A 21,475-nucleotide genomic window follows, 5' to 3' on the forward strand; every position below is an offset into this window, starting at 1 on the left:
CGAGCCTCAGCCCCGAAGGGCGTCGTGGTGTCAAATGACGTGCACTCCACGATACTCTCGTGTCCGAGCTTTCTGAATCGACTTGCCGAGTTGCGTGCGCAAGGTTTTCTAATCGCTGATTCCGGGGACTTCTTCGAGGGTACCGCTGAATACGACCGCTTCCTTGGAGTCCCAGAGATCCTCGCTCTGCAAGGTTTATATGACGTCATCGCTCCGGGTAACCATGGATTCGATCTTTACTTGCGACTGGCCTCTGACGAAGCAGTTCACTTGCCAATTGTCAATTCAAATTTGGCTGGCTGGCCGGGTCCGAGATATTGGATCGACCCTTCAGGTAAGTACCTGTTCACGGGCATCATAGGCAGACAGGCTTTCTCCAGCATTGAGCCGCGAAACGATCGGCTTTCATTTATCGAACCCCTCGATACCCTCCAAGTCATTGCCCGCCGCGCGATTGCTTCCGGGCTTCGATTGATTGTATTGAGTCACCAAGGCTTTCAGTGTGACGTCCTACTATCGCAGCAGCTTCACGATCGTGGGTATCCTGCGGTAATTTTTTCCGGACATTGTCATTCCGAAACAAACTACTGGCCTCACCCGAATCCTGTCGTGAAAGGTCCTGAATTGGGGAGAGGTTTCGCTTCACTGGATGACAGAGGGAGAATCGTGGTGGAATCGCTTCCGTTGGGCGGCGACGAGATTGCGCCGCATCCCCTTGTGTCGAGTTATGTGAAGGCATACCGAACTGTAATCGATTCGGAACCCAGTCTTGAGATCGAAATTGATCCCGACGTGGCGGAAGACCGTGAACGCTTTACTGGTTGGGTCGTGGATAAGCTGGCGGCATTGAACCCCACGGGCGGCGCCTTCCTCAATCGAGGCAGCGTCCGCGAGTCTCTTCCCAGCTCGACTCATATAACGGCCTCCCAGTTGATCCGGGTTGTGCCTTTCCCAAATGAGCTAGAAATCGTACGCCTATCCGTTGAAGTAGAGAAGGCCATGCAAGTCTTAGGAGAACTCTACGGTGAGTCATTTATTCAAGTAGGTGGCGGTGACACGTATGTCACCACCACTTTCCTAGGCGGTCGACTCTCCGCCAATTCGATCCTCAGGTCGACCCGACCCGTTAACCAATTCGATCTTCGAAGCCTGATACGACAAGAGTTGTCTTCGACCCGGGCGGCCACGTGATACTCACGGGCAGTGAGATTGAACGCCGTGTAGCCGATGGTTCAATAACCCTCGAGCCATTCTCGTCCGATCTGCTCAATCCGAATAGTTACAATTACCGCCTAGGTCCGGAAATATTGGTGTCGTCATCCGACACCTTGGATGTGGCAAAATCTGAGCCAGATCAATGGACTAAGCACCGTATTCCGGATGCCGGATTTGTCCTGCAGCCCAAAACGCTCTATCTTGGTCACACGGTCGAAACAATTGGCAGTCTTGAGTATGTGCCGCTTCTTATTGGTCGTTCGTCGATAGGTCGACTAGGACTTTTCCTTCAAATATCGGCTGACCTTGGCCAACTGGGGTCAATTCATCGCTGGACCCTCGAACTAGTTGCAGTCCAGCCGATCCGCGTCTATCCCGGAATGCGCATCGGGCAAGTCTCATTCTGGAAGCCAACCGGACAGATTATGGAATACAACGGCTTCTTTGGCACTATGTCAGAACCAACCGCTACTCCTGGAGGCTACGCTCTAAATGATCCTGACAGGGCACGAAATTAAGAAGCAACTGAGCCATGGTCGGCTGGTGATTGAGCCCTTCACGGCCGACCAGATCAATCCGAACTCGTACGACTTCCGCCTGAACGACACAGTATTGACTTACGACTCGGAGTTGCTTGATTCGCGTGTCGAGAATTCCACTACAAGCACGGTAATCCCACCGTCTGGCCTGCGTCTCGAGCCGACGAGGGTTTATCTCGCGAGCACCTTCGAGGTGATGGGGTCAGACCATTATGTCCCTATCATTCGCGCCAAGTCGTCCATCGCGAGACTTGGGCTTTTCATTCATGTTACTGCCGATCTGATCGATATTGGGTCCGTCAATCGGTGGACCCTGCAGTTGCACGCCGTTCAACCTCTCATTATCTATCCTGGGATGCTGATCGGACAGGTCACGTTTTGGGAACCAGTTGGCGGTATCTCCTTGTACGACGGCAAATACAAAGGATCCATGTCAGCGATGGCGTCACTAGCTTATAAGGATTTTCTGACCTCGTGAATATTCTGTCAGGAATTGATCTGCCCGGCGATCTCGTCTGTGGGAGTTTCATGATTGCGCAAGACATCTATGAACAATCGAGGGAACGAGGCGATGACGTTCGCTTCTTCGTCCTGAAGTCGACAGCTGGCAGCCCGCTCGTCGCAGGGGCTATCGAGCTAGATGTCGCGAAGTCTGATGGCTCAGACTATGTCAACGCTTTACGAAGTGCGATCGAGTTTCAACTGGCTGGTTGGTCGCCAGATGTCATTCATTTGCACCACCTCGCTTACGGGATGGCCCAGGCGTTGTCGATGTTGCCTTTTTCGGCACCACGATTAGCATTCGCGCATGGCACCGACGTGTACGACGCTATTCGAGATGAAGAGGCCCGGTCGCTTGCAGGCCGTATCGCAAAATCATCGGACCAGGTCGTCTTTCCTACGGTTTCGCTAGTTCGAGATGCACTTGAGTCCGGAATCCAATTGGACCCGCGGCGCGTGGTGATCGCCCCCTGGGGAGTACCCGATGCGATCGGGCAACCAGAATATCGATCCCTTGAAAACTCAAAGCAAGTTATCGTTGCCTCGAGGTTTACTGCAAATAAGGACATTCAGACTGTTGTTGAGGCGGCTGCTCTGTTACCTCCCGAGATTTCTGTCAGTATCATTGGCGAAGGAAGGGAGAGGGAAACGCTGTTGAAAATTCGTGACGATTTGGCCCTCGAAGACAAGGTGATGATTGAGCCTATGATGCCTCGAGTGAGTCTTTGGCGACGCATGAGAGCAGCAACAGTCGCTGTGTTTCCAACGAGAGAGACAGAAGCCTTCGGCCTATTCGGCGTCGAGTGTCAGGTTCAGGGTTTACCGGTAATCACGAGCGACCTGCCTGTCTTCGGCGAGGTATTCGGTGGAAGTGTTGAGCGATTTCGGGCTGGCGACCCAGCGGATCTCGCGAGGGTCATCACGAGTACGGTTGAATCTGACACCAAGTTGCGCGTGCTGTCCGCGGCAGGCCTGGTCAATGCTCGTCGTTACCAGCTATCGTCAAAATTGAAGGACCTTCTATCGCTGAGCGACGCACTCGTGAGCCGAAAGTGATTGCTCGCGTGCTGTTCCGCTTTGCAAAATCGAACGCGGGCGGATATATCTTTGGTATCGTTGTACTTGGAGTGCCTCGTTTGATTCCTGGGGTAATTTTTGTCTCTAGGGATCTCGTTGTTCTGAAGCACCCGCGCCCGATTAGTGCGGCGCATTTGGTTGCGGTACCACGTAAGTATTTGCGCGATATCCAAGATTCGACGCCATTGCGGGATGTTTTCTTGGACCGATTATCGGCTTGGTGGAGGCAAGAGCCGGTTGTGGAATATGTTGGATTCTCGAACGTCGGCGTTCGGCAAGAGGTACGTTATCTCCATGTTCACCTGGTAGGTGGAGCCTCATTGAATGGTTTCAGGTCTGTGGCCGCGGACCGACTCTCGGTCGGGGTGCAAATGGCAGTTCGTGAAGCCGACCAGTCGGGTGCCGCATATGTGGCTCGAACTTATAGTTTCGCGCCAATCAATCAAAGCGTCGGCTGGTTAGTTTCTGTCGATCAGGTTTAGGCGAGGAGCGATAACAACAGGACGCGCTGCACCGGGTCCTCGAGTGCTGATGGTGGCGACCCGCACCTTCACGAAGAGGAAGTCCTCGAGCACCGGGAGCGGGCCGTTCTACTCCAACGCGCGACGCATGCCGCCTTGCTGAAGGGCGCCAGCACCCGCGAGCGGACCGGCTGATTCGCATTGGATGCGAGCTGCCCGGGGCTCGCGAAGCTCAAACTGACATAATATAGGTTATCGGAGCTTCCCTCAACGGTTGAAGAGGGGCGAATATGCGCGAGAACTTCCCGCACAAGCGAGCCAATCGGACGGTTGCTTTGAAGGCCTTGACCGTCGAGATCTCGCGGGCGCAGCCGCATCGCATGAAGTGTCGCTCCTGGTTCCGATGGAGGAAGGTCGCCGTCGGCTCGCCTGTCACTGGTGGCTGGCCTTAGCTGCGAACTCTGGTCAGCGGAATGGGCAGCGTGCGGGCGCTTCGGCGGATCGCACGTCGCCTCCCGAGGCCGGCTTGGTCGGCAGCCGACGTCGGTTCAGGCTCAGCCCGCTGCCCAGGATCCGAAGCCGTGGGTCGCTGAGCGCGGCGATCGCCGTCGCGAGGCCGGCGATGGCCGGCTTCTCCCCGGGGCAGCGATGGCCGGTGGCGACGTCCGCTCCGCCGTGCGGAATGAAGACGGAGACGGACTCGTAGTCGTCGATGCCGACGAAGCGCTCGGGATCGAAGACGTCGGCGCTGGGCCAGGACTGCTCGTCCGTGTCGGTGCCCAGGATGTCCAGGAGCACTCGTCCTCCGGCGGGCAGTCGGGCGCCGTCGAGTTCGACGTCCGTGATCGCCCAGCCGGGCAGCATCGGCACGAAGGGCGCGGTTCGCCGGATCTCCTGCGCGAACGCGGTCGCGAGCCGGCCCGCCCTCGGCGCGCCGGACTCCTCCGCCTCGGCGGCGATCCTCTGCCGCCACTCGGGCCGGTCGTGGAGCTCCTTCGCGGCGAAGGCGACGAAGCGGGCGACGGCGATCATCGGCCGGATGCTGTTCTGCAGCTCGATGCCCGCGAGGCGGTCCGGCAGCAGCTCCCCCGACAGATCGCGATGCCACGCCCACTCGTGCAGCGCGGTGCCGGGCGGGGCGGACAGAGCGCCGCCTCTCGCCGCTTCGATGAGCCGCTCCGCGTGCCGGTCGGACCACAGCCGGTTCGCGGCGGCGAGGAGGTACTCGGGCGAGTAGGGCGCACCGAACCCGTCGACGATCTGCGCGAGACGTGCGGCCCACCGGGTCTTCGCGCGCCGAGTCCCGGGAAGACCGGCCCAGCTCATGCTCGCCCGGCCGAACGCGCCGACCGCCGCGTCGTAGGCGCTCCGGGTTCCGCCCGCCAGCCACGCCTCCTGCTCGATCCGCCACTCCCGTTCGAGCAGGGGGATCAGCCGCTGGACCTGCGCGTCCTCGTAGGCGACGTCGACGAAGGCGGCCTTGCGGTGCCGGTGCTCGTCGCCGTCGAGGCTGTGCACCGAGCCGTTCCCGAACAGGGTCTGCTGCACGATCGCAGGCATCGCACCGTGTCGAGCGATGCGGGCGTCGTCGTAGAACAGGTCGACGGCCTCGGCGCCGCGGACCAGGAGCGCGTCGCGTCCCAGCAGACGAAGGGGCACCGCTCGAGCGTCGGTGCGGGCGCGACGCCAGATCCGGGCGCCGAAGCCGTAGCCGCGCGTCAGCAGGGACAGGGAGTCGTCGCGGAGGACGGTCGTCTGAGACGTCATGCACCCAGGGTCACTGCCGGGCCGTCTCTCGTCCAAGGGGGTGCCGCTCGCGCCGGAATCGTGCTCGCATGTCCTCGGAGCCGCACTGCGTCCGGGGGACAGTCTGTCCGGCACACGCGGCCGGCAGCTGGAGGGCGCAGGGCGCGTGTGCCGCTTCAGCGCGGTGAGGCGTTCGACGGGACGCCCGGCAGGAGGAGGGGCGCGAATGACCTTCGCGGATCGCACCAGGAAGGGTGCGGGCTCTCCTCCGGCTCCCGAGCCGGCCTGGCCGGCACCAGGTCCCGGTACCACGATTCCAAGGAGCACGTCGGCGCGATCAACGCCTCCAGCACCGCCTCTTACGCGAGCAGCAGACCGGCGAGCACTGCACAGGGCACGTCGCGAAGGCCGTGCCTCCGCCTGGAATGCAGTGGTCGACGGACGTCGACGTGCAACAGGACGCGACTCGGTCCTTCCGTTCGCGTCGAGGGTGCCGACGCTCAGCCCGGCTGATGCACGTGGATGTCGCTGCTCGACGTCACGCCGTTGAACTCGAGATACAGCTGCCCCTCGACGACCGACACGGTCAGCGTGTTGCGGCGCTCGAGTACCGCGACCGCGGCATCCAGGAATCCGTGGTCGAAGCTCTGCACGGTGATCTGCTCGAGCTGGTGGATTCGCTTGCCGGACCACGCCGCGATCACCTTCTCCGGGTTGCGATGCGTGTAGACCGTCGTGCGGTCGGCCAGCCTGCTCCCGAAGTGCAGTCGCTCGGCATCCGGCGCGCCCACCTCGATCCACGTGGTCAACCTGCCGGTGAGATCACGGACCAGCACCGCCGGCTCGGTCGCCGTCGACGAGATACCCTCGCTGAAGGTGATCCCCTCCACGTATTCGAGGCAGTACGCGAGCACGCGCGTCATCATGAACGCGTCGGTCTCGGAAGGGTGCCGAGCGGCCCGCAGCGTGATGTCCTCGTAGACGCCGCGGTCCACATCCGCCAGCTGTATCGCGAAGCTGTACATCACTGCGCCGGCTGCCATGTGTGCGAGCCTATGTCCTCTCGCTCATCGAGGATCGCGAAGCTTCTCCGGCGCCGTCGGGGCATCGTGTTCGCGCGCCTCCTCGCAAGAACGGCTCGGCAGGAGGCATTCACTCCGTCGAGAGCGTCTCACTCGCTGACTCGTAGCAGGGGAGGTCTTTCGGGCATCTTCCGTACAGCACACTGACAATCGCGACTATCGGCGATTCGTTGCTCGATGCGCGATGGCTGTACGCACGCTCCCGTTCTCGAGGGGCCGCCGAGTCGAGCCGGATACTCAGGGGATGACATCACCACTCGTCTCGGCCGTCGCTCATTCCGGCCTCACCGTGACCGATCTCGACGACTCGGTGGAACTGTGGTGCTCCGGTCTCGGCTTCACACTCGACCGCGCCTTCACGCTCGATGCGGACACCACGGTCGCGACCACGGGCGTCGACGGAGCGACCATCCGGGGAGCGGTGGTGACACTCGGAGACCACCGAGTCGAGCTGCTGCAGTACGACCCCCCTCGGTCGGCTCGAGCAGCCGGCTCGCCCGCGGACATCGGCACGGTGCACATCGCGCTGACGGTCTCGGACCTCGACCGGGTGCTGGGCCTATGTGCTGCGCACGGTTGGCGGCCGGTCGGTCCGCCCCACCGGATGACCAGCGGCGCCCGAGCGGGTACGCGCATCGTCTACCTCGAGGGTGCGCTCGGCAGCTTCCTCGAACTGATCGCGCCACCGCGACTTCCCTAGCGCGAGTCTGAGGGGCTGAGCTGCAGAAGGGCGGCGGCGCGGAATCGCGCGACGCCGCCCCGAGGGATCAGGCGATGTCGGTGATCAGGCGATCGCGGCGCGCAGCGCGGCAGCCGCCGCACCCACGTCGGAAGCGCCGTAGATCGCGCCGCCCGCGACGGCGACCACGGCGCCCGCGCGCTGCACCGACTCGATGGTGGCGGTGCTCACGCCGCCCGCGACCGAGAACGGGACGCCGGAGGCCTCGCCGTCGCGCAGGAGCGTTTCGAAGGTGAAGCCCTCCTCGGCCTGCTCGTCGAGGCCGGCGTGCATCTCGACGAACTCGGCGCCGAGCGCGACGACCTCGCGGGCGCGGGCGGCCTTGTCGGGGACGCCGATCAGGTCGACGACCACGCCCTTGCCGTGCTTCTTACCAGCGGCGATCGCGTCGGCCATGGTGCTGTCGTCGGCGACGATCTGGTGAGGAATGATCAATAGTCCCACAGGCTGTGGGACTATTCGTCGACGACCCCGCTGGCGTCGATGGCGGCGATGATGCGCTGCTCGTCGGGAAGAGCGAGGCGCTCGGCGTCGGGTAGCGCGTCGTAGGTGTAGGTCGCGACGGCGATGGGCGATGCTGCCTGGCTGAGGGCGTACCTGACGATGTGCTCGTCCTTGTCGCCGCAGATCAGGATGCCGATGGTCGGAGCGTGGCTCGGGCGTCGGAGTCGTTCGTCGACGAGGGCGATGTAGAACCCGAGCTGGCCGGTGAACGCCGGCTCGAAGTCGCCCTTCTTGAGCTCGACGACGACGTACCGGAGCTGCTCGGTGTGGAAGAAGAGCAGGTCGAGGGAGAAGTCCCGGCCGCTGACCTCGAAGTGCACCTGGCGGCCGGCGAAGGTGAACCCGGTACCGAGCTCCTGCAGCGTCTCTGCGATGCGGTCCAGGAGGGCGTTCTCCATGGTGCGCTCGGCAGCGTCCGCGTGACGGTGAGAAGGGCGGCGCTGCGCGTGAACGAGGCGCCGCCCCGGGGGATCAGGCGATGTCGGTGATCAGGCGATCGCGGCGCGCAGCGCGGCAGCCGCCGCGCCGACGTCGGGCGCCCCGTAGATCGCGCCGCCCGCGACGGCGACCACGGCGCCGGCGCGCTGCACCGACTCGATGGTGGCGGTGCTCACGCCGCCCGCGACCGAGAACGGGACGCCCGAGGCCTCGCCGTCGCGCAGCAGCGTCTCGAAGGTGAAGCCCTCCTCGGCCTGCTCGTCGAGGCCGGCGTGCATCTCGACGAACTCGGCGCCGAGGGCGACGACCTCGCGGGCGCGGGCGGCCTTGTCGGGGACGCCGATGAGGTCGACGACGACGCCCTTGCCGTGCTTCTTGCCGGCGGCGATCGCGCAGGCGATGGTGCTGTCGCCGGCGACGCCGAGGACGGTGACGAGGTCGGCGCCCGCCTTGAAGGCCATGTCGGCCTCGAGCTCGCCGGCGTCCATGGTCTTGAGGTCGGCGAAGACCGTCTTGTCGGGGTGCGCCTCCTTGATGGCGGTGATGGCCGAGAGGCCGGCGCTCTTGATCAGCGGGGTGCCGAGCTCGAGGATGTCGACGTGCGGGGCGGCCGCGGCGGCGAGCTCGAGGGCGGCGTCGGTGCTGAGGGTGTCCATGGCGAACTGGAGCTTCACGGGGTGCTTCTTCCTGTCGAGGTGGGGATGGTGAGGAGGGTGGGGCCGGTCGTCATTCAAGGTTCGCGTGGCGCGGCCAGAGCTCGTCGGCGCTCGCGCCGCCGCGCTTCCAGAGGGCGTGGAACAGGGCGTCGCCGGTGAGCACGACGATCTGTTCGAAGAGCCCGCCGGAGTACTGCGCCGAGGCGGCGCCCGAGCGGTCGAGCTTGTCGGCGGCCGGCACGATGACGACGGCGGAGGCCAGCTCGGCCAGCGGGGATCCGGCGGCGGTGGTGATCGCGGCGACCCGCGCGCCGGCGTCGACGGCGGACTGCGCGGCGCGCACGATGCCGCCGGTGGTGCCGGAGCCGCTCGCGGTGAGCAGCACGTCGCCCTCGCGGATCGCGGGGGTGGTGACGTCGCCGACCACGTGCACGACGAGACCGAGGTGCATCAGGCGCATGGCGGTCATCCGCAGCGCGAGGCCGGAGCGGCCGGCGCCGTGCACGAAGACGCGCTCGGCGTCCGCGAGCAGCTCGGCGACGGGCTCGAGGCGGTCGGTCGTGAGCGCGGCGGTCGCCTTCGAGACCTCGGCGACGATCGCGGCGAGGGCCTGGGCGGGGTCGGTGGTGACGTCGGTGGATGCGGGCATGTGGCCAGCCTGCGCGTGGGGGACACCGGCTCCCACCACCCGTTGGAGCGGTTCTGCCTACCCGATCGGGTGGGTGGCGCCGTGCGCGGGTAGGCCGGGTAGGTTCGAGGGATGGAGCCCGCCGAGACCGCCGCCGAGACCCCCGCCTCCCGCTCGCTGCTGCAGCAGCACGCCCGCACCGTCGCCGAGCAGGCCGACCGGCACGCGGTGGCACTGGAGTCGGTGCTCGCCGCCCTGCGCGCCGAGCGCCTGGACGATCGGGCGGCCCGCACCGTCGCGATCGACATCGCGGCGAACGCGCTGGTCGAGCTGCGCACCGCCTCCGACGAGCAGCGCAGCGCCATGCTCGAGCCGGTCGTCGGTGCCTTCGCCCGGTTGCGGCGCGACCTGAGCCCGCTGGTCCGGTTCGGCGACCTGGACGTGCAGTTCGTCGAGCCGCCGGCGACGGGACGCGCGCTGCCCGGCGAGGTCGCGCACGCGGCGCGCGCGATCGTCCGCAGTGCGGTGCTGGCCTTCGTGGAGTCGGAGCAGACGCGGCGGGTGCGGATCCAGTGGGACTGCGACGGGCTGAACCTGCTGGTCGAGATCCGCGACGACGGCCGCGGCGAGCTGACCACCCGCGACGAGGCGCTGCGCCCGATCGCGGAGCGCGTGCGCGGCCTCGACGGCGAGCTCTCGATCGCGTCGACGGCGGGCTGGGGCTCGACCCTGTCGATCCGCCTGCCGCTCGATCCGCCGGCTCAGCCGGACGGGCTGGACCTCGCCGAGCTGAGCGCCCGCGAGCGCGAGGTGCTGAACCTGATCACGCTCGGCGCCTCGAACCAGCGGATCGCGGACGACCTCGGGATCAGCGGCAACACCGCGAAGTTCCACGTGTCGAACCTGCTGCGCAAGGCCGGTGCGCGCAACCGGGCCGAGCTGGCCGCCCTGGCCCGGTGACGCGCGCCGACCTCGCGGATCGTCGGCGGGTCAGCCGATCAGCTCGGCCACCGTGTAGCCGAAGAGCGCGCCGTCGGCGTCCTCCGCCTCGACGCCCGCGTAGACGAAGCCGAACGGGTTGTCGCCGCCGACGATCGCGTTGTAGACGCCGTGGACCTCGAAGCGGCCCGTCGCCGGGTCGACCGCGACGTAGCGGCCGGCGTCGCGGCGCAGGTCGACGCGTCCCTCGCTCACCTCGGAGAAGTTGAGGAAGACCTTGGCCGGCAGCGGGCCGCGGGAGATGGTGACGACGCCGGTCAGCGCCGGGAACTCGACCCGGTCGCCGGCCCGGGTGCCGCGGTACTGGACCGGGGTGAAGGCGATGGTGCCGGTGATCGGGCCCTTGTCGGCCTCGGGGGCGGTCGAGGCGGCGGCGGCCGGCGTGGCGATCGCGACGGCGATCACCGGGACCGACCAGGCGGCGCCGGAGAGGACGCTGCGTCGGGGCAGGGCGGGCGAGGTGGGCGGAGTGGGCAGGGTGGAGCGCAGGCGGGTGTCGTTCATCAGGGTGTCCTTGGGGGTGAGGTGCGCGGGCCCGGGCGCTCCGGAAGGAGGCGGGCCGGCGGCGGGCGTGAGAGCGGCGGGGCAGCGCCGCACGCGAGGTGCGCCGCTCGGGATGCCCGTGCCACTCAGGTCTTCGTCACGACGGCAGTTTCGGGTTGCGTGTCGCGACAACCGACTGTCTCACACCCTGCATGCGTATGCATAGACCGTCTCCGGCAACTGTCGGGTTTCGACGTGCTGGCGGCTCGGGCCGTCTGCCTGCTGATCGAGTAGCCCGCGCAGCGGGCGTATCGAGATCCACCACCGCCCGAAGGCGAGTCTGCAGTCCCGCCCTGCTGACGACGTCAGGTCTCGATACGCCCCTGCGGGGCTACTCGACCAGCATGGGCGACGCCTCCGCGGCGTGCGGAAGCGCTTGCTGATGGAGCGGCCCGCAGGGCGGGCCTCCATGCTGGTCGAGGTGCCCGCAGGGCGGGACTGCATGCTGGTCGAGGTGCCCGCAGGGCAGGCCTGCATGCTGATCGAGTAGCCCGCGCAGCGGGCGTATCGAGATCCACCACCGCCTGAAGGCGAGTCTGCAGTCCCGCCCTGCTGACGACGTCGGGTCTCGATGCGCCCCTGCGGGGCTACTCGACCAGCATGCCGGTGCGCGCCGAGGCGTCCCGGAGTGGTCGAGGCGTCCCGGTGCAGCTGGACGCCTCGACCGCACTGGGACGCCTCAGCGGATCCGCGCAGGTCTCGATCCGGGGGTCAGCGCCTCGCCGGTGCTTCCCTCCGCCCGCGCGCGCCTGCTACGGTGCCTGAACCGGTTAAGTAAACCGGTTCAGATCCGGACTCGACGACGAGCAGGAGGCACGGCCATGGCGGCACGACCGACGATCCTCGACGTCGCCCGCGCGGCCGGCGTCAGCAAGGCGCTCGTCTCCTTCGCGCTGAACGACCGGCCGGGCGTCTCGCCGGAGTCGCGCGAGCGGATCCTCCGCGTCGCCGGCGAGCTCGGCTACCGGCCCAGCCTCACCGCCCGCTCGCTGTCGACCAGCGTCTCCTTCGCGGTCGGGCTCGTGGTCGCCCGCGACCCCGAGGTCATCGCGGCCGACCCGTTCTTCCCCGCCTTCATCTCGGGGGTCGAGCGGGTGCTCGCCGAGCACGGCCGGGTGCTGGTGCTCAGCGTCGTCGACCCGGGCGCCTCGGAGGAGGCGGTCTACCGCACGCTCGCCGCCGACCGCCGCGTGGACGGCGTCTTCCTCAGCGACCTGCGCGAGGCCGACGCCCGCCCGGCGCTGCTCGCCGAGCTCGGCCTGCCCGCGGTCACGCTCGGCCGCCTCGACGGCTCGAGCTCGCCCGCGGTGGTGATGGACGACACCGCCGGCATCACCGGCGCCGTGCAGCACCTCGCCGAGCTCGGCCACCGCCGCATCGCGCACGTCGCCGGCTCCGGTCACCTGCTGCACTCCCTCCGCCGCCGCGAGGCGTTCGAGCGCGCCTGCGCCGACGCCGGCCTCGAGCCCGGCCCCGTCGTCGTCACGGACTTCAGCGCCGGCCAGGGCGCGAGCGCCACCGAGACCCTGCTCGACTCCGCCGTGCCGCCCACCGCGATCGTCTTCGCGAACGACCCGATGGCCATCGCCGGCCTCGGCGTCGCGCACACCCGCGGGCTGCGCCTCCCGGACGACCTCTCGATCACCGGCTTCGACGACTCCGAGATCGCCGCGCACGTCTACCCCTCGCTGACCTCCGCCCGCACGCGCCCCGCACGCTGGGGCGAGGAGGCCGCGCGGACCCTCCTCGACCTGATCGAGAACGGCACCGCCCCCGACGTCGACCTCGAGCCCGCAGGACTCGTGGTCCGCCACTCGACCGCGCCACCGCGGTCCCGAATCCTGACCCCGACCCCCTGAACCCGATCCACTGACGCGCGTGCGCACCGCCGCGCACGCGCAGAACAAGGAGAACACCATGGCCTCGATGAAGAGACGCTGGCTGACCGGAGTGGGCATCGCCTCGCTCGCGACCCTCGGACTGACCGCCTGCAGCGGCGGTGGGGGAGGCGCCTCCACCGACCTGACCGCCACCGGGCCGATCACCATCTGGTACTCGAACAACGAGCAGGAGGTGCAGTGGGGCAAGTCCATGGTCGACGCCTGGAACGCCGACCACCCCGACGAGCAGATCACCGGCCAGGAGATCCCGGCCGGCAAGAGCAGCGAGGAGGTCATCGGCGCCGCGATCACCGCCGGCAACGCGCCCTGCCTCGTCTTCAACACGGCGCCCAGCGCGGTCGGCCAGTTCGAGCGCCAGGGCGGACTCGTGAACCTGTCCGAGTTCGAGGACGGCGTCGACTACATCGAGACCCGCAGCGGCGACCTCGCCGAGCAGTACCAGAACGCCGACGGCGAGTACTTCCAGATGCCGTGGAAGAGCAACCCGGTCGTCATCTTCTACAACAAGGACATCTTCACCGCCGCCGGACTCGACCCGGAGAACCCCTCGCTCGCCACCTACGACGAGTTCACCGCCACCGCGAAGACCCTCGTCGAGTCCGGAGCCGCGCCCGCCGCGATCCAGCCCGCGCCGACCAGCGAGTTCTTCCAGACCCAGTTCGACTTCATGCCGCTCTACGCCGCGGCGACCGGAGGGACGGGGCTGGTCGAGGACGGCAAGGCCACCTTCGCCGACGACGCCGGCTACCAGGTCGCCGACTTCTGGAAGAGCCTCTACGACCAGGGCCTCGCCGGCCGCGAGCAGTACCAGGGCGACGCGTTCGCCGACGGCCAGGCCGCGATGTCGATCGTCGGCCCGTGGGCGGTCTCGGTCTACGACGACCTGAACTGGGGCTCCGTCTCCGTGCCCACCCCCGACGGCACGCCCGCCGAGGACACCTGGACCTTCAGCGACGCGAAGAACGTCGGCCTCTACTCCGCCTGCGAGAACAAGGGCACCGCCTGGGACGTCCTGAAGTTCGCCACCAGCGAGGAGCAGGACCGCTCGCTGCTGGAGACCACCGGCCAGATGCCGCTGCGCACCGACCTGCAGACCACCTACGCCGACTACTTCGAGGCCAACCCCGCCTACCAGCGCTTCGGCGACCAGGCCAGCCGCACCATCGAGGTGCCCTCGGGCCCGAACACCGTGCAGATGCTGCAGGCGATCCGCGACGCCTGGGGCAAGACCGTGATCTTCGGCGACGGCGACGTGCAGTCGGCGCTCGACGGGGCGGCGGAGACCGTCACCGGGCTCGCCGGCCAGCAGTGAGACGCCGGACGGCAGTGAGATGACGACTCTCGCCCCGAAGGCTCCGGCGTCACAGGGCGCCGGAGCCCCGCGGCCCCAGGACAAGCGGAGCCTGCTCCGCCGCGTCCTCGGTCCGCAGCCGTTCGGGCTGCTGCTCGGCAGCCCCTACCTGCTGTTCGTGCTCGCGGTCTTCGCGTTCCCGGTCGGCTACTCCGTCTACATCGCCTTCCACGACTTCTTCTTCGCGGCTCCCGGCGTGCAGGTCGAGCGCCCGTTCGTCGGCTTCGACAACTTCGTCACCGCGTTCTCGAGCCCGCAGGTCATCCGCTCCTTCGGCAACATCGGGATCTTCCTGGTGATCAACGTGCCGCTGACGGTGGTGCTCTCGCTGCTGCTCGCCTCGGCGCTGGACAAGGTCGTGCACCTGCGCACGTTCCTCCGGGTCAGCTTCTACGTGCCCTACGTCACCGCGAGTGTCGCGGTCGTCGGCGTCTGGCTGTTCCTCTTCAACGGGAACGGACTCGTGAACAGCCTGCTCGGGCCGCTCGCGCCGGACCCGTCCTGGCTGATCAACGACAAGCTGGCGATGCCGATCATCGCGCTCTACGTCACCTGGAAGCAGCTCGGCTTCTACATCCTGCTGTACCTCGCGGCGCTGCAGAACGTGCCGAAGGAGCTCTACGAGTCGGCGTCGACGGACGGTGCGGGCCGCATCCGGCAGTTCTGGTCGGTGACCGTGCCGAGCGTGCGGCCGGCGACGCTGCTGGTGCTGCTCGTGTCCACCGTGACCGGCGCGAACCTCTTCACCGAGCCCTACCTGCTCACCGGCGGCGGCGGGCCCAACGGCGCCTCCGCCTCGCCCGTGCTGCTGATGTACCAGCTGGGCATCCAGCAGGGGCAGCCCGACGTGGCCTCGGCCATCGGCGTCGTGCTGGTGCTGCTCGTGCTCGTCATCGCCTACCTGCAGAACCGCTTCGCCGGGGAGAGGAACTCATGAGCACGCTCGCCAGTGCCGGAGGCGCGACCTCCGCGGTTCCCGCCGCCGCCGCCCCGCCGACCCGGCGGAAGCGCCCGGCCTCGAGCCGATCGGCCGTGATCCTGCGCGGCGTGGTGCTCGCGCTCGGCGCGATCGTCTTCCTGTTCCCCTTCTACTACATGGTGATCGGCTCGCTGCAGACCGACCCCGACCCCACCCTGGCCGGGGCGATCCCCGAGGCGGGGAACCTCACCCTCGACAACTACGTGAACGTGAACGAGCGGATCAACCTGCTCACCGGCCTGATCAACTCCGGGATCTTCACCGGCGGCGTGCTGCTCTGCACGATCGTCTTCGGGGTGCTGGCGGGCTACGCGCTCGCGATGCTCGAGTGGCGCGGCCGCAACGCCGTGTTCGCGCTCGCGCTGCTGGTGCAGGTCATCCCGTTCCAGCTGCTGCAGATCCCGCTCTACGTGCTGATCGCCCGCGACTACGGACTCGCGGACAGCCACCTGGGCATGATCCTGCCGTTCGCGATCAACTCGACGGCGGTGATCATCTTCCGGCAGTACTTCCTCCAGCTGCCCAAGGAGCTGTTCGAGGCCGCGCGGATCGACGGGGCCGGCGAGATCAAGCTGCTGTGGAACATCGCGCTGCCGCTGGTGCGCCCCGCGCTCGTCACGGCCGTGCTGCTCACCTTCATCGGCCCCTGGAACGAGTTCCTCTGGCCGTTCCTGATCACGAAGGACGCGTCACTGCAGCCGCTCGCCGTGTCCCTCGCCAACTACATCTCCAACGTCGCGTCGTCGACCGACAACCCGTTCGGCGCGATCCTCGCGGGCGCCGTCGTGCTGGCCGCCCCCGTCGTCGTGCTCTTCATCGTGTTCCAGCGCTACTTCGTCTCGACGGATCTCGGATCCGGAGTGAAAGGATGACCATGACTCCCACCCCCGGCACCACCGCCACCACTCGCACCGCCGTCCCCTACCGCCTCGAGCGCGTCGGCGTCGTGATGGAGCCGCTCCCCGGCGACGACCTCGAGGCCGAGGGGGTGCTCAACCCCGGCAGCGGACGCGGCCCCGACGGCGAGCTCTACCTCCTGCCCCGGATGGTCGCCGCCGGCAACGTCTCGCGGATCGGCCTGGCCCGCGTGCTCGTCGAGGACGGCGTGCCCGTCGGCGTCGAGCGCCAGGGCGTCGTGCTGGCGCCCGACCGCGGCTTCGAGCGCGGGGCGACGCACTCCGGCGTCGAGGATCCGCGGGTCACCTTCATCGAGGCGCTCGGCCTGCACGTGATGACCTACGTCGCCTACGGGCCGCTCGGGCCGCGGACGGCGCTCGCCGTCTCGGAGGACCTGCGCGAGTGGCGGCGCCTGGGCCCGGTGACCTTCGCCTACGACGACGACCTCGACATCGACCTCGGGCTCTTCCACAACAAGGACACGGTGTTCTTCCCCGAGATCGTGGCGGCGCCGGACGGCACGCGCTGCTTCGCGGTGCTGCACCGGCCGATGTGGGACCTCGGCGAGACGAAGCCGGGGGAGGGCGTGCGGCTGCCCGCGGGCGTCGACGACCCGCGGCAGAGCATCTGGATCAGCTACGTGCCGGTCGACGAGGTGGACCGCGACCTGGCGAACCTGACCCGCTGGACCCGGCACCGCTTCGTCGCGGGCCCCGAGTTCGCCTACGAGGAGCTGAAGATCGGCGGCGGCCCCGTGCCGCTGCGGGTGCCCGAGGGCTGGCTGCTGCTGCACCACGGCGTCACCGGCACCATCGACAGCGCCTTCTCGCAGCAGCAGCACGTCAACTACGCGGCCGGCGCCATCCTCCTCGACGCCGACGACCCCTCGAAGGTGATCGCCCGCACCTCCGAGCCGCTGCTCGAGGCCGAGACCGAGGAGGAGCGCAGCGGCATCGTCCCCAACGTCGTCTTCCCCACGGCCATCGAGGAGATCGACGGCCGGCACTACGTCTTCTACGGCATGGCCGACTCCAAGATCGGCGCGGCCCGCCTGCTCCGCACGGACGAGTAGGCGCGGCTCCGAGCCCGCGTTGCGGGCGCCCCACCGAGCCCGCAGAGCGGGCGCCTTCCTGCCGAGCCGGCGCCGCAGGCGTCGTCTCATGCTGATCGAGTAGCCCGCTTGCGGGCGTATCGAGATCCACCGTCCTCCAGAAGGCCGGGTCTCGATACGCCCCTCCGGGGCTACTCGACCAACATGCATCGCCCCCTTCTCATGCTGATCGAGTAGCCCGCATCGCGGGCGTATCGAGATCCCCCACCGCACGCCACCCCCCCCACAAGGAGAGAGTTCAATGACGAACTTCAGACCCCGCGCCGCCGCCGTCCTGGCCGCGACCGCGCTCGCCGCCGGAGGCCTCGCCGTCGGCGCGGCCCCGGCGCAGGCCGCCGAGCCGCTGACCAACACCGCGCACCTCGACTTCCTGCTCGACACCGCCACTCCGCAGCCCCAGGCCGGCCACAGCACCTACCGCCTCGCCGAGGAGCCCGATCTCGTGCTCCCGTGGACCTATGCCGACGCCCGCGACGGCGGCACCTTCGAGCGCGTCGGCGGCGGCCCCCTCGACCCGGCGACCGGCGACTGGGCGCAGGGCGCCTACAATACCGACGACGTCTCCCGCGCCGCCGTCGTCTACCTCCGGCACTGGCAGCAGACCGGCTCGACGGCGAGCCGCGACAAGGCCTACGAGACCCTCCGCTCGCTCGCCTACTTCCAGACCACCGACGGCGACGACGCCGGCAACGTCGTCCTCTGGATGCAGCCCGACGGCGAGCTGAACCCCAGCGCCGAGCCCGTCGAGCTGCCCGACCCGAGCGACTCCGAGGACAGCTACTGGCTCGCCCGCACCCTCTGGGCGCTCGGCGAGGGCTACGCCGCGTTCCAGGACGAGGACCCCGACTTCGCCGCCTTCCTGCAGGAGCGCCTGCGCCTCGGCGTCTCCGCCGTCGACCGCGAGGTCCTCACCCGCTACGGCGAGTACGCGGTCGCCGACGGCGTCGACGTGCCCGCCTGGCTGATCGTCGACGGCGCCGACGCCACCGCGGAGGCCCTGCTCGGCCTCTCCGCCTACGTCGAGGCCGCGCCGGAGGACGCCGCCGTGCGCGCCAGCACCGCGAAGCTCGCCGAGGGCGTCGCCGCCTACGCCCGCACCACGACTCAAGGCGACACCACCTCCTGGCCGTACGGCGCGATCCTGCCCTGGACGAAGTCCCGCTCGCTCTGGCACTCCTGGTCCTCGCAGATGGCGGGCGGCCTGGCCGCCTCGTCCGTCGCGCTCGGCGACGCGTCGCTCCTCGAGCCGGCCGTCGTCGACGCCGCGCGCTTCGCCCCCGAGCTGCTGACCGCCGGCGGCCCGGACAACGGCTGGAACCCGACGCCGACCGACCGCGTGCAGATCGCCTACGGCGCCGACTCGCGGCTGCAGAACTCGCTCGCCCTCGCCGACGCGACCGGCTCGAGCGCGACCGGCTCGAGTGCCTACCTCGACCTCGCGGGCGTGCAGGGCGCCTGGTTCTTCGGCCTCAACCTCAGCGGTGCTCCCGTCTACGACCCGGCGACCGGAGTCACCTACGACGGCGTCCAGGCCGACGGCAGCGTCAACCGCAACAGCGGCGCCGAGAGCACCATCCACGGCCTGCTGTCGATGCTCGCGCTCGACGCGCACCCGTCGGTCGCCGCCCGCGCGACCGCGGTCACGACCCAGGCGAGCCGCGACGGCCTCCGCCTCGTCGAGGCCGAGTCGGCCCGCGGCGGCACGGTCGTCACCCCGGAGTCGGCGTGGACCGGCGAGTCCGGCTGGAGCGGCTCCTACCTGTCGCTCACGAACTGGCGCCGCGCGGCGACGATCCCCGTCGGCTCCGCGACCCAGGACCGCCTGGTCGAGGCCGTGATCTTCGCCGCCGAGCGAGGCACCGAGAAGACCCCGATCAGCCTCTGGAACTCGGGCCGCCGCCCGCTCGACGTGCTCACCAGCACCGTCGGCGCGCAGGGCGTCACCGAGGCGTCCGGGATCCTGCTGCCGCAGAAGCTGCGGCGCACGCTCCCCGCGAGCTCGACCACCGTCGAGGTCCGCGCCCTCTCCGGCGAGACGAAGCTCGACGCCCTGCTGGTCCGCCCCGTCGTCTCGCGCCTGGTGCTCGTCGGCGACACCGGCCGCACCGAGCTGGTCCGCAACTCGACCGCGACGCCCCAGCCGACCACGGTCGACGGCACCGGCACCCTCCGCGTCTACGCGCAGGACGGCACCCTCGTCAGCGAGTCGCCCGCCACGGGGCCGACCCCGGTCACCCTCCCCGCCCAGGGCTTCGCGATGCTCCTCGGCTGACGCGCCCGCCGCAGCATGCTGATCGAGTAGCCCGCTTGCGGGCGTATCGAGATCCCCCGTCCTGAGCGCGTGTGGTCTCGATACGCCCCTCCGGGGCTACTCGACCAGCAAGTGCCTCATGACAGCCACATGAGCATGCAGATCGAGTGGCCCGCCCTCCCCGGCGGTGCTGCTCGCAGCAGCATGCTGATCGAGTAGCCCGCTCGCGGGCGTATCGAGATCCCCCGTCCTGAGCGCGTGTGGTCTCGATACGCCCCTCCGGGGCTACTCGACCAGCATGGCTCCGGCGACCGCCCCCCGACATGCTGATCGAGTAGCCCGCGCAGCGGGCGTATCGAGATCCCGCGCGATCGGTGCGACACACCATCAGCTGAGAGGCGCGCTCATCGCCCATCGCGGTCGAGCGGCCCCCTCGGCTGATGTTCTGCACGGCCTGAGCGCTCCAGTCCGGGGCCCGCCTCCGTCCTGCTGCTCGCCGCGCCCACCGGGCGGCCCCCACTCCTCGAAAGTTGCGGTAGTCGCGCTCGACTACCGCAACTTCTGCGTCGTCGACGCGGCGACCGGCCGGGCGGCGCGCGTCAGCGGGTGCGGTGCAGCGTCTTCGAGGCCAGGCCGGCGATCGCCGCGCCGAGCAGCGGCGCCAGCAGGAACACCCAGACCTGGCCGAGCGCGTCCGGCCCGGCGAAGACGGCGGCCGCGATCGAGCGGGCCGGGTTCACGGACGTGTTGCTGATCGGGATGCTGATCAGGTGCACGAGGGTCAGCGTGAGGCCGATCGCGATCGGGGCGACGGCCTTGTACTCGCTCTTCGCGGTGACGGAGAGGATCACGCCGACGAAGACCGCCGTCAGCACGACCTCGGCCAGGAGCACCGCGCCGAGCCCGAAGCCGCCGGGGGAGTGCGCGCCGAAGCCGTTCGAGGCGAAGCCCGAGTCGCGCGCGGCGTCGAAGTAGCCGGCCGGCCCGTCGGCCGCGATCAGCGCGACGACTCCGGCGCCCACGACACCGCCGACGATCTGGGCGACGATGTAGCCGGGGATGTGCCGCCACTCCGTCCGCCCCGCGAGGGCGAAGCCGATCGAGACGGCCGGGTTGAAGTGGCCGCCCGAGATGTGGCCGACGGCGTAGATCCCGGCGACCAGCGTGAGCCCGAAGGCGAGCGCGACGCCGAGGAATCCGACGCCGAGCGCGTTGCCGCTGTCCGGGAAGGCGGAGGCGAAGACCGCCGTGCCGACGCCGCCCGCGACGAGCAGGAAGGTGCCGAACGCCTCGGACGCGTAGCGCGCCGCGGCGGAGTACTGCTCGGCGTGCTCCTTCCGCTGCTCACTCGTGGTGCGGCTGGCGGGCTTCGATGACGGCATGGGGGTTCCTCCGCGGGTCGTGGACGGCCCCGCGGCGCGCGAGGGCAACGGCCACTCCAGCACCCGCCGGCGCCGGCGGAGCCGCGCGCCCAGTCGGCTCCCGGCCGCGCGGCCCCGGAGGCGCCCTGCGCGGCCACCCGCCCCTCGCTCAGCGGCCAGCCCTTCCGCCCGCATGCCGGTCGAGCAGCCCCCCATGCTGGTCGAGCAGCCCCGGAGGGGCCGCCGCATGCTGGTCGAGTAGTCCCGGAGGGGCGTATCGAGACCCACCCTCCGAGCGGCGGTGGATCTCGATACGTCCGCTGCGCGGACTACTCGATCAGCATGCAGAGCGCCGCTCTGAGCGGGGCGTCCCGCTCCTCATCCCCGCTGGTCGAGCAGCCCCGGAGGGGCCCGGCACGCTGGTCGAGCTGCCCCCGAGGCGCCCCGGCATGCTGGTCGAGTAGCCCTGGAGGGGCGTATCGAGACCCACCCTCCG

The 21,475-nt window shown here is 68.5% G+C and carries 18 protein-coding genes and 2 pseudogenes; 12 read left to right on the top strand and 8 right to left on the bottom strand.

The genetic code is table 11. The features are described 5' to 3' along the window. The first annotated feature begins 27 nt into the window (after positions 1-27). The 4 genes from EDF45_RS20945 to EDF45_RS00095 are packed head-to-tail and all read left to right on the top strand — an operon-like array spanning position 28 to position 3,311. Positions 28-1,191, top strand: a complete 1,164-nt coding sequence (locus EDF45_RS20945; protein ID WP_148060193.1) for a hypothetical protein — start codon at positions 28-30, stop codon at positions 1,189-1,191. Continuing rightward, positions 1,188-1,733, top strand: a complete 546-nt coding sequence (locus EDF45_RS21930) for a dCTP deaminase domain-containing protein (RefSeq protein WP_123734495.1) — start codon at positions 1,188-1,190, stop codon at positions 1,731-1,733. Before EDF45_RS20945 ends, EDF45_RS21930 begins: the two co-directional genes overlap by 4 nt. Continuing rightward, on the top strand, positions 1,708-2,232 hold the full coding sequence (locus EDF45_RS00090; RefSeq protein WP_123734496.1) for a 2'-deoxycytidine 5'-triphosphate deaminase domain-containing protein: 525 nt from the start codon (positions 1,708-1,710) through the stop codon (positions 2,230-2,232). Before EDF45_RS21930 ends, EDF45_RS00090 begins: the two co-directional genes overlap by 26 nt. Continuing rightward, the gene (locus tag EDF45_RS00095) at positions 2,229-3,311 is read left to right on the top strand and encodes a glycosyltransferase family 4 protein (RefSeq protein ID WP_148060194.1); all 1,083 of its coding nucleotides are present in this window, start codon (positions 2,229-2,231) and stop codon (positions 3,309-3,311) included. The genes EDF45_RS00090 and EDF45_RS00095 overlap by 4 nt, the downstream gene beginning before the upstream one ends. A gap of 947 nt (positions 3,312-4,258) precedes the next feature. Here EDF45_RS00095 and EDF45_RS00100 read toward each other — a convergent pair. Both EDF45_RS00100 and EDF45_RS00105 read right to left on the bottom strand, forming a co-directional pair. Continuing rightward, entirely contained in the window at positions 4,259-5,560 is a 1,302-nt protein-coding gene (locus tag EDF45_RS00100; protein ID WP_123734498.1) for a cytochrome P450, read from the bottom strand. Between the two features lie 479 nt (positions 5,561-6,039). Continuing rightward, positions 6,040-6,582: a YaeQ family protein gene (locus EDF45_RS00105; RefSeq protein ID WP_123734499.1), complete on the bottom strand. Its 543-nt coding sequence runs from the start codon at positions 6,580-6,582 to the stop codon at positions 6,040-6,042. A gap of 283 nt (positions 6,583-6,865) precedes the next feature. Here EDF45_RS00105 and EDF45_RS00110 point away from each other — a divergent pair, with 283 nt between their 5' ends. Further along, positions 6,866-7,321, top strand: a complete 456-nt coding sequence (locus tag EDF45_RS00110) for a VOC family protein (protein ID WP_185020049.1) — start codon at positions 6,866-6,868, stop codon at positions 7,319-7,321. An 84-nt stretch (positions 7,322-7,405) separates the two neighbouring features. On the opposite strand, the pseudogene EDF45_RS00115 reads toward EDF45_RS00110, so the two are convergent. The 4 genes and pseudogenes from EDF45_RS00115 to hxlB all read right to left on the bottom strand — a co-directional run. Next, positions 7,406-7,774: pseudogene (locus EDF45_RS00115) on the bottom strand (orotidine 5'-phosphate decarboxylase / HUMPS family protein); the annotation flags it as partial. 41 nt (positions 7,775-7,815) lie between these two features. Then, a pseudogene (locus EDF45_RS00120) lies at positions 7,816-8,271 on the bottom strand (PDDEXK nuclease domain-containing protein); the annotation flags it as partial. A gap of 81 nt (positions 8,272-8,352) precedes the next feature. Continuing rightward, positions 8,353-8,976 carry a 3-hexulose-6-phosphate synthase gene (hxlA, locus tag EDF45_RS00125; protein ID WP_123734502.1) on the bottom strand — a complete coding sequence of 208 codons (624 nt, stop codon included), beginning with the start codon at positions 8,974-8,976 and terminating at the stop codon, positions 8,353-8,355. 52 nt (positions 8,977-9,028) lie between these two features. Further along, entirely contained in the window at positions 9,029-9,607 is a 579-nt protein-coding gene (hxlB, locus tag EDF45_RS00130; RefSeq protein WP_123734503.1) for a 6-phospho-3-hexuloisomerase, read from the bottom strand. 111 nt (positions 9,608-9,718) lie between these two features. Here hxlB and EDF45_RS00135 point away from each other — a divergent pair, with 111 nt between their 5' ends. Beyond that, positions 9,719-10,546, top strand: coding sequence for a response regulator transcription factor family protein (locus EDF45_RS00135; RefSeq protein WP_123734504.1), 828 nt, complete (start codon positions 9,719-9,721; stop codon positions 10,544-10,546). A gap of 30 nt (positions 10,547-10,576) precedes the next feature. Here EDF45_RS00135 and EDF45_RS00140 read toward each other — a convergent pair whose 3' ends face one another. Next, on the bottom strand, positions 10,577-11,089 hold the full coding sequence (locus tag EDF45_RS00140; protein ID WP_123734505.1) for a hypothetical protein: 513 nt from the start codon (positions 11,087-11,089) through the stop codon (positions 10,577-10,579). Between the two features lie 860 nt (positions 11,090-11,949). Here EDF45_RS00140 and EDF45_RS00145 point away from each other — a divergent pair. From EDF45_RS00145 to EDF45_RS00170, 6 genes are all read left to right on the top strand, one after another. Further along, the gene (locus tag EDF45_RS00145; RefSeq protein WP_123734506.1) at positions 11,950-12,987 is read left to right on the top strand and encodes a LacI family DNA-binding transcriptional regulator; all 1,038 of its coding nucleotides are present in this window, start codon (positions 11,950-11,952) and stop codon (positions 12,985-12,987) included. A gap of 58 nt (positions 12,988-13,045) precedes the next feature. Next, the gene (locus EDF45_RS00150; RefSeq protein WP_243585829.1) at positions 13,046-14,341 is read left to right on the top strand and encodes an extracellular solute-binding protein; all 1,296 of its coding nucleotides are present in this window, start codon (positions 13,046-13,048) and stop codon (positions 14,339-14,341) included. 19 nt (positions 14,342-14,360) lie between these two features. After that, positions 14,361-15,317, top strand: a complete 957-nt coding sequence (locus EDF45_RS00155; RefSeq protein WP_123447429.1) for a carbohydrate ABC transporter permease — start codon at positions 14,361-14,363, stop codon at positions 15,315-15,317. Continuing rightward, positions 15,314-16,231: a carbohydrate ABC transporter permease gene (locus EDF45_RS00160; RefSeq protein WP_123447430.1), complete on the top strand. Its 918-nt coding sequence runs from the start codon at positions 15,314-15,316 to the stop codon at positions 16,229-16,231. The genes EDF45_RS00155 and EDF45_RS00160 overlap by 4 nt, the downstream gene beginning before the upstream one ends. A gap of 2 nt (positions 16,232-16,233) precedes the next feature. Next, positions 16,234-17,328, top strand: a complete 1,095-nt coding sequence (locus tag EDF45_RS00165) for a glycosidase (RefSeq protein ID WP_123734507.1) — start codon at positions 16,234-16,236, stop codon at positions 17,326-17,328. 280 nt (positions 17,329-17,608) lie between these two features. After that, positions 17,609-19,639 carry a hypothetical protein gene (locus EDF45_RS00170; RefSeq protein ID WP_123734508.1) on the top strand — a complete coding sequence of 677 codons (2,031 nt, stop codon included), beginning with the start codon at positions 17,609-17,611 and terminating at the stop codon, positions 19,637-19,639. Positions 19,640-20,217: 578 nt separating this feature from the next. Here EDF45_RS00170 and aqpZ read toward each other — a convergent pair. Beyond that, a complete protein-coding gene (aqpZ, locus tag EDF45_RS00175) occupies positions 20,218-21,000 on the bottom strand; it encodes an aquaporin Z (RefSeq protein ID WP_123734509.1) in 783 nt (260 codons plus the stop codon). Positions 21,001-21,475 lie beyond the last annotated feature (475 nt).

Source organism: Rathayibacter sp. PhB186 (assembly GCF_003751825.1).
Lineage (GTDB): Bacteria > Actinomycetota > Actinomycetes > Actinomycetales > Microbacteriaceae > Rathayibacter > Rathayibacter festucae.

Excerpts from the sequence above, each read along its gene's own strand:
- EDF45_RS00090 (WP_123734496.1), top strand. The coding sequence starts at position 1,708 with ATGATCCTGACAGGGCACGAAATTAAGAAGCAACTGAGCCATGGTCGG.
- EDF45_RS00100 (WP_123734498.1), bottom strand. The coding sequence starts at position 5,560 with ATGACGTCTCAGACGACCGTCCTCCGCGACGACTCCCTGTCCCTGCTG.
- EDF45_RS00105 (WP_123734499.1), bottom strand. The coding sequence starts at position 6,582 with ATGGCAGCCGGCGCAGTGATGTACAGCTTCGCGATACAGCTGGCGGAT.
- EDF45_RS00110 (WP_185020049.1), top strand. The coding sequence starts at position 6,866 with ATGACATCACCACTCGTCTCGGCCGTCGCTCATTCCGGCCTCACCGTG.
- hxlB (WP_123734503.1), bottom strand. The coding sequence starts at position 9,607 with ATGCCCGCATCCACCGACGTCACCACCGACCCCGCCCAGGCCCTCGCC.
- EDF45_RS00135 (WP_123734504.1), top strand. The coding sequence starts at position 9,719 with ATGGAGCCCGCCGAGACCGCCGCCGAGACCCCCGCCTCCCGCTCGCTG.
- EDF45_RS00140 (WP_123734505.1), bottom strand. The coding sequence starts at position 11,089 with ATGAACGACACCCGCCTGCGCTCCACCCTGCCCACTCCGCCCACCTCG.
- EDF45_RS00145 (WP_123734506.1), top strand. The coding sequence starts at position 11,950 with ATGGCGGCACGACCGACGATCCTCGACGTCGCCCGCGCGGCCGGCGTC.
- EDF45_RS00150 (WP_243585829.1), top strand. The coding sequence starts at position 13,046 with ATGGCCTCGATGAAGAGACGCTGGCTGACCGGAGTGGGCATCGCCTCG.
- EDF45_RS00155 (WP_123447429.1), top strand. The coding sequence starts at position 14,361 with ATGACGACTCTCGCCCCGAAGGCTCCGGCGTCACAGGGCGCCGGAGCC.
- EDF45_RS00160 (WP_123447430.1), top strand. The coding sequence starts at position 15,314 with ATGAGCACGCTCGCCAGTGCCGGAGGCGCGACCTCCGCGGTTCCCGCC.
- EDF45_RS00165 (WP_123734507.1), top strand. The coding sequence starts at position 16,234 with ATGACTCCCACCCCCGGCACCACCGCCACCACTCGCACCGCCGTCCCC.
- EDF45_RS00170 (WP_123734508.1), top strand. The coding sequence starts at position 17,609 with ATGACGAACTTCAGACCCCGCGCCGCCGCCGTCCTGGCCGCGACCGCG.
- aqpZ (WP_123734509.1), bottom strand. The coding sequence starts at position 21,000 with ATGCCGTCATCGAAGCCCGCCAGCCGCACCACGAGTGAGCAGCGGAAG.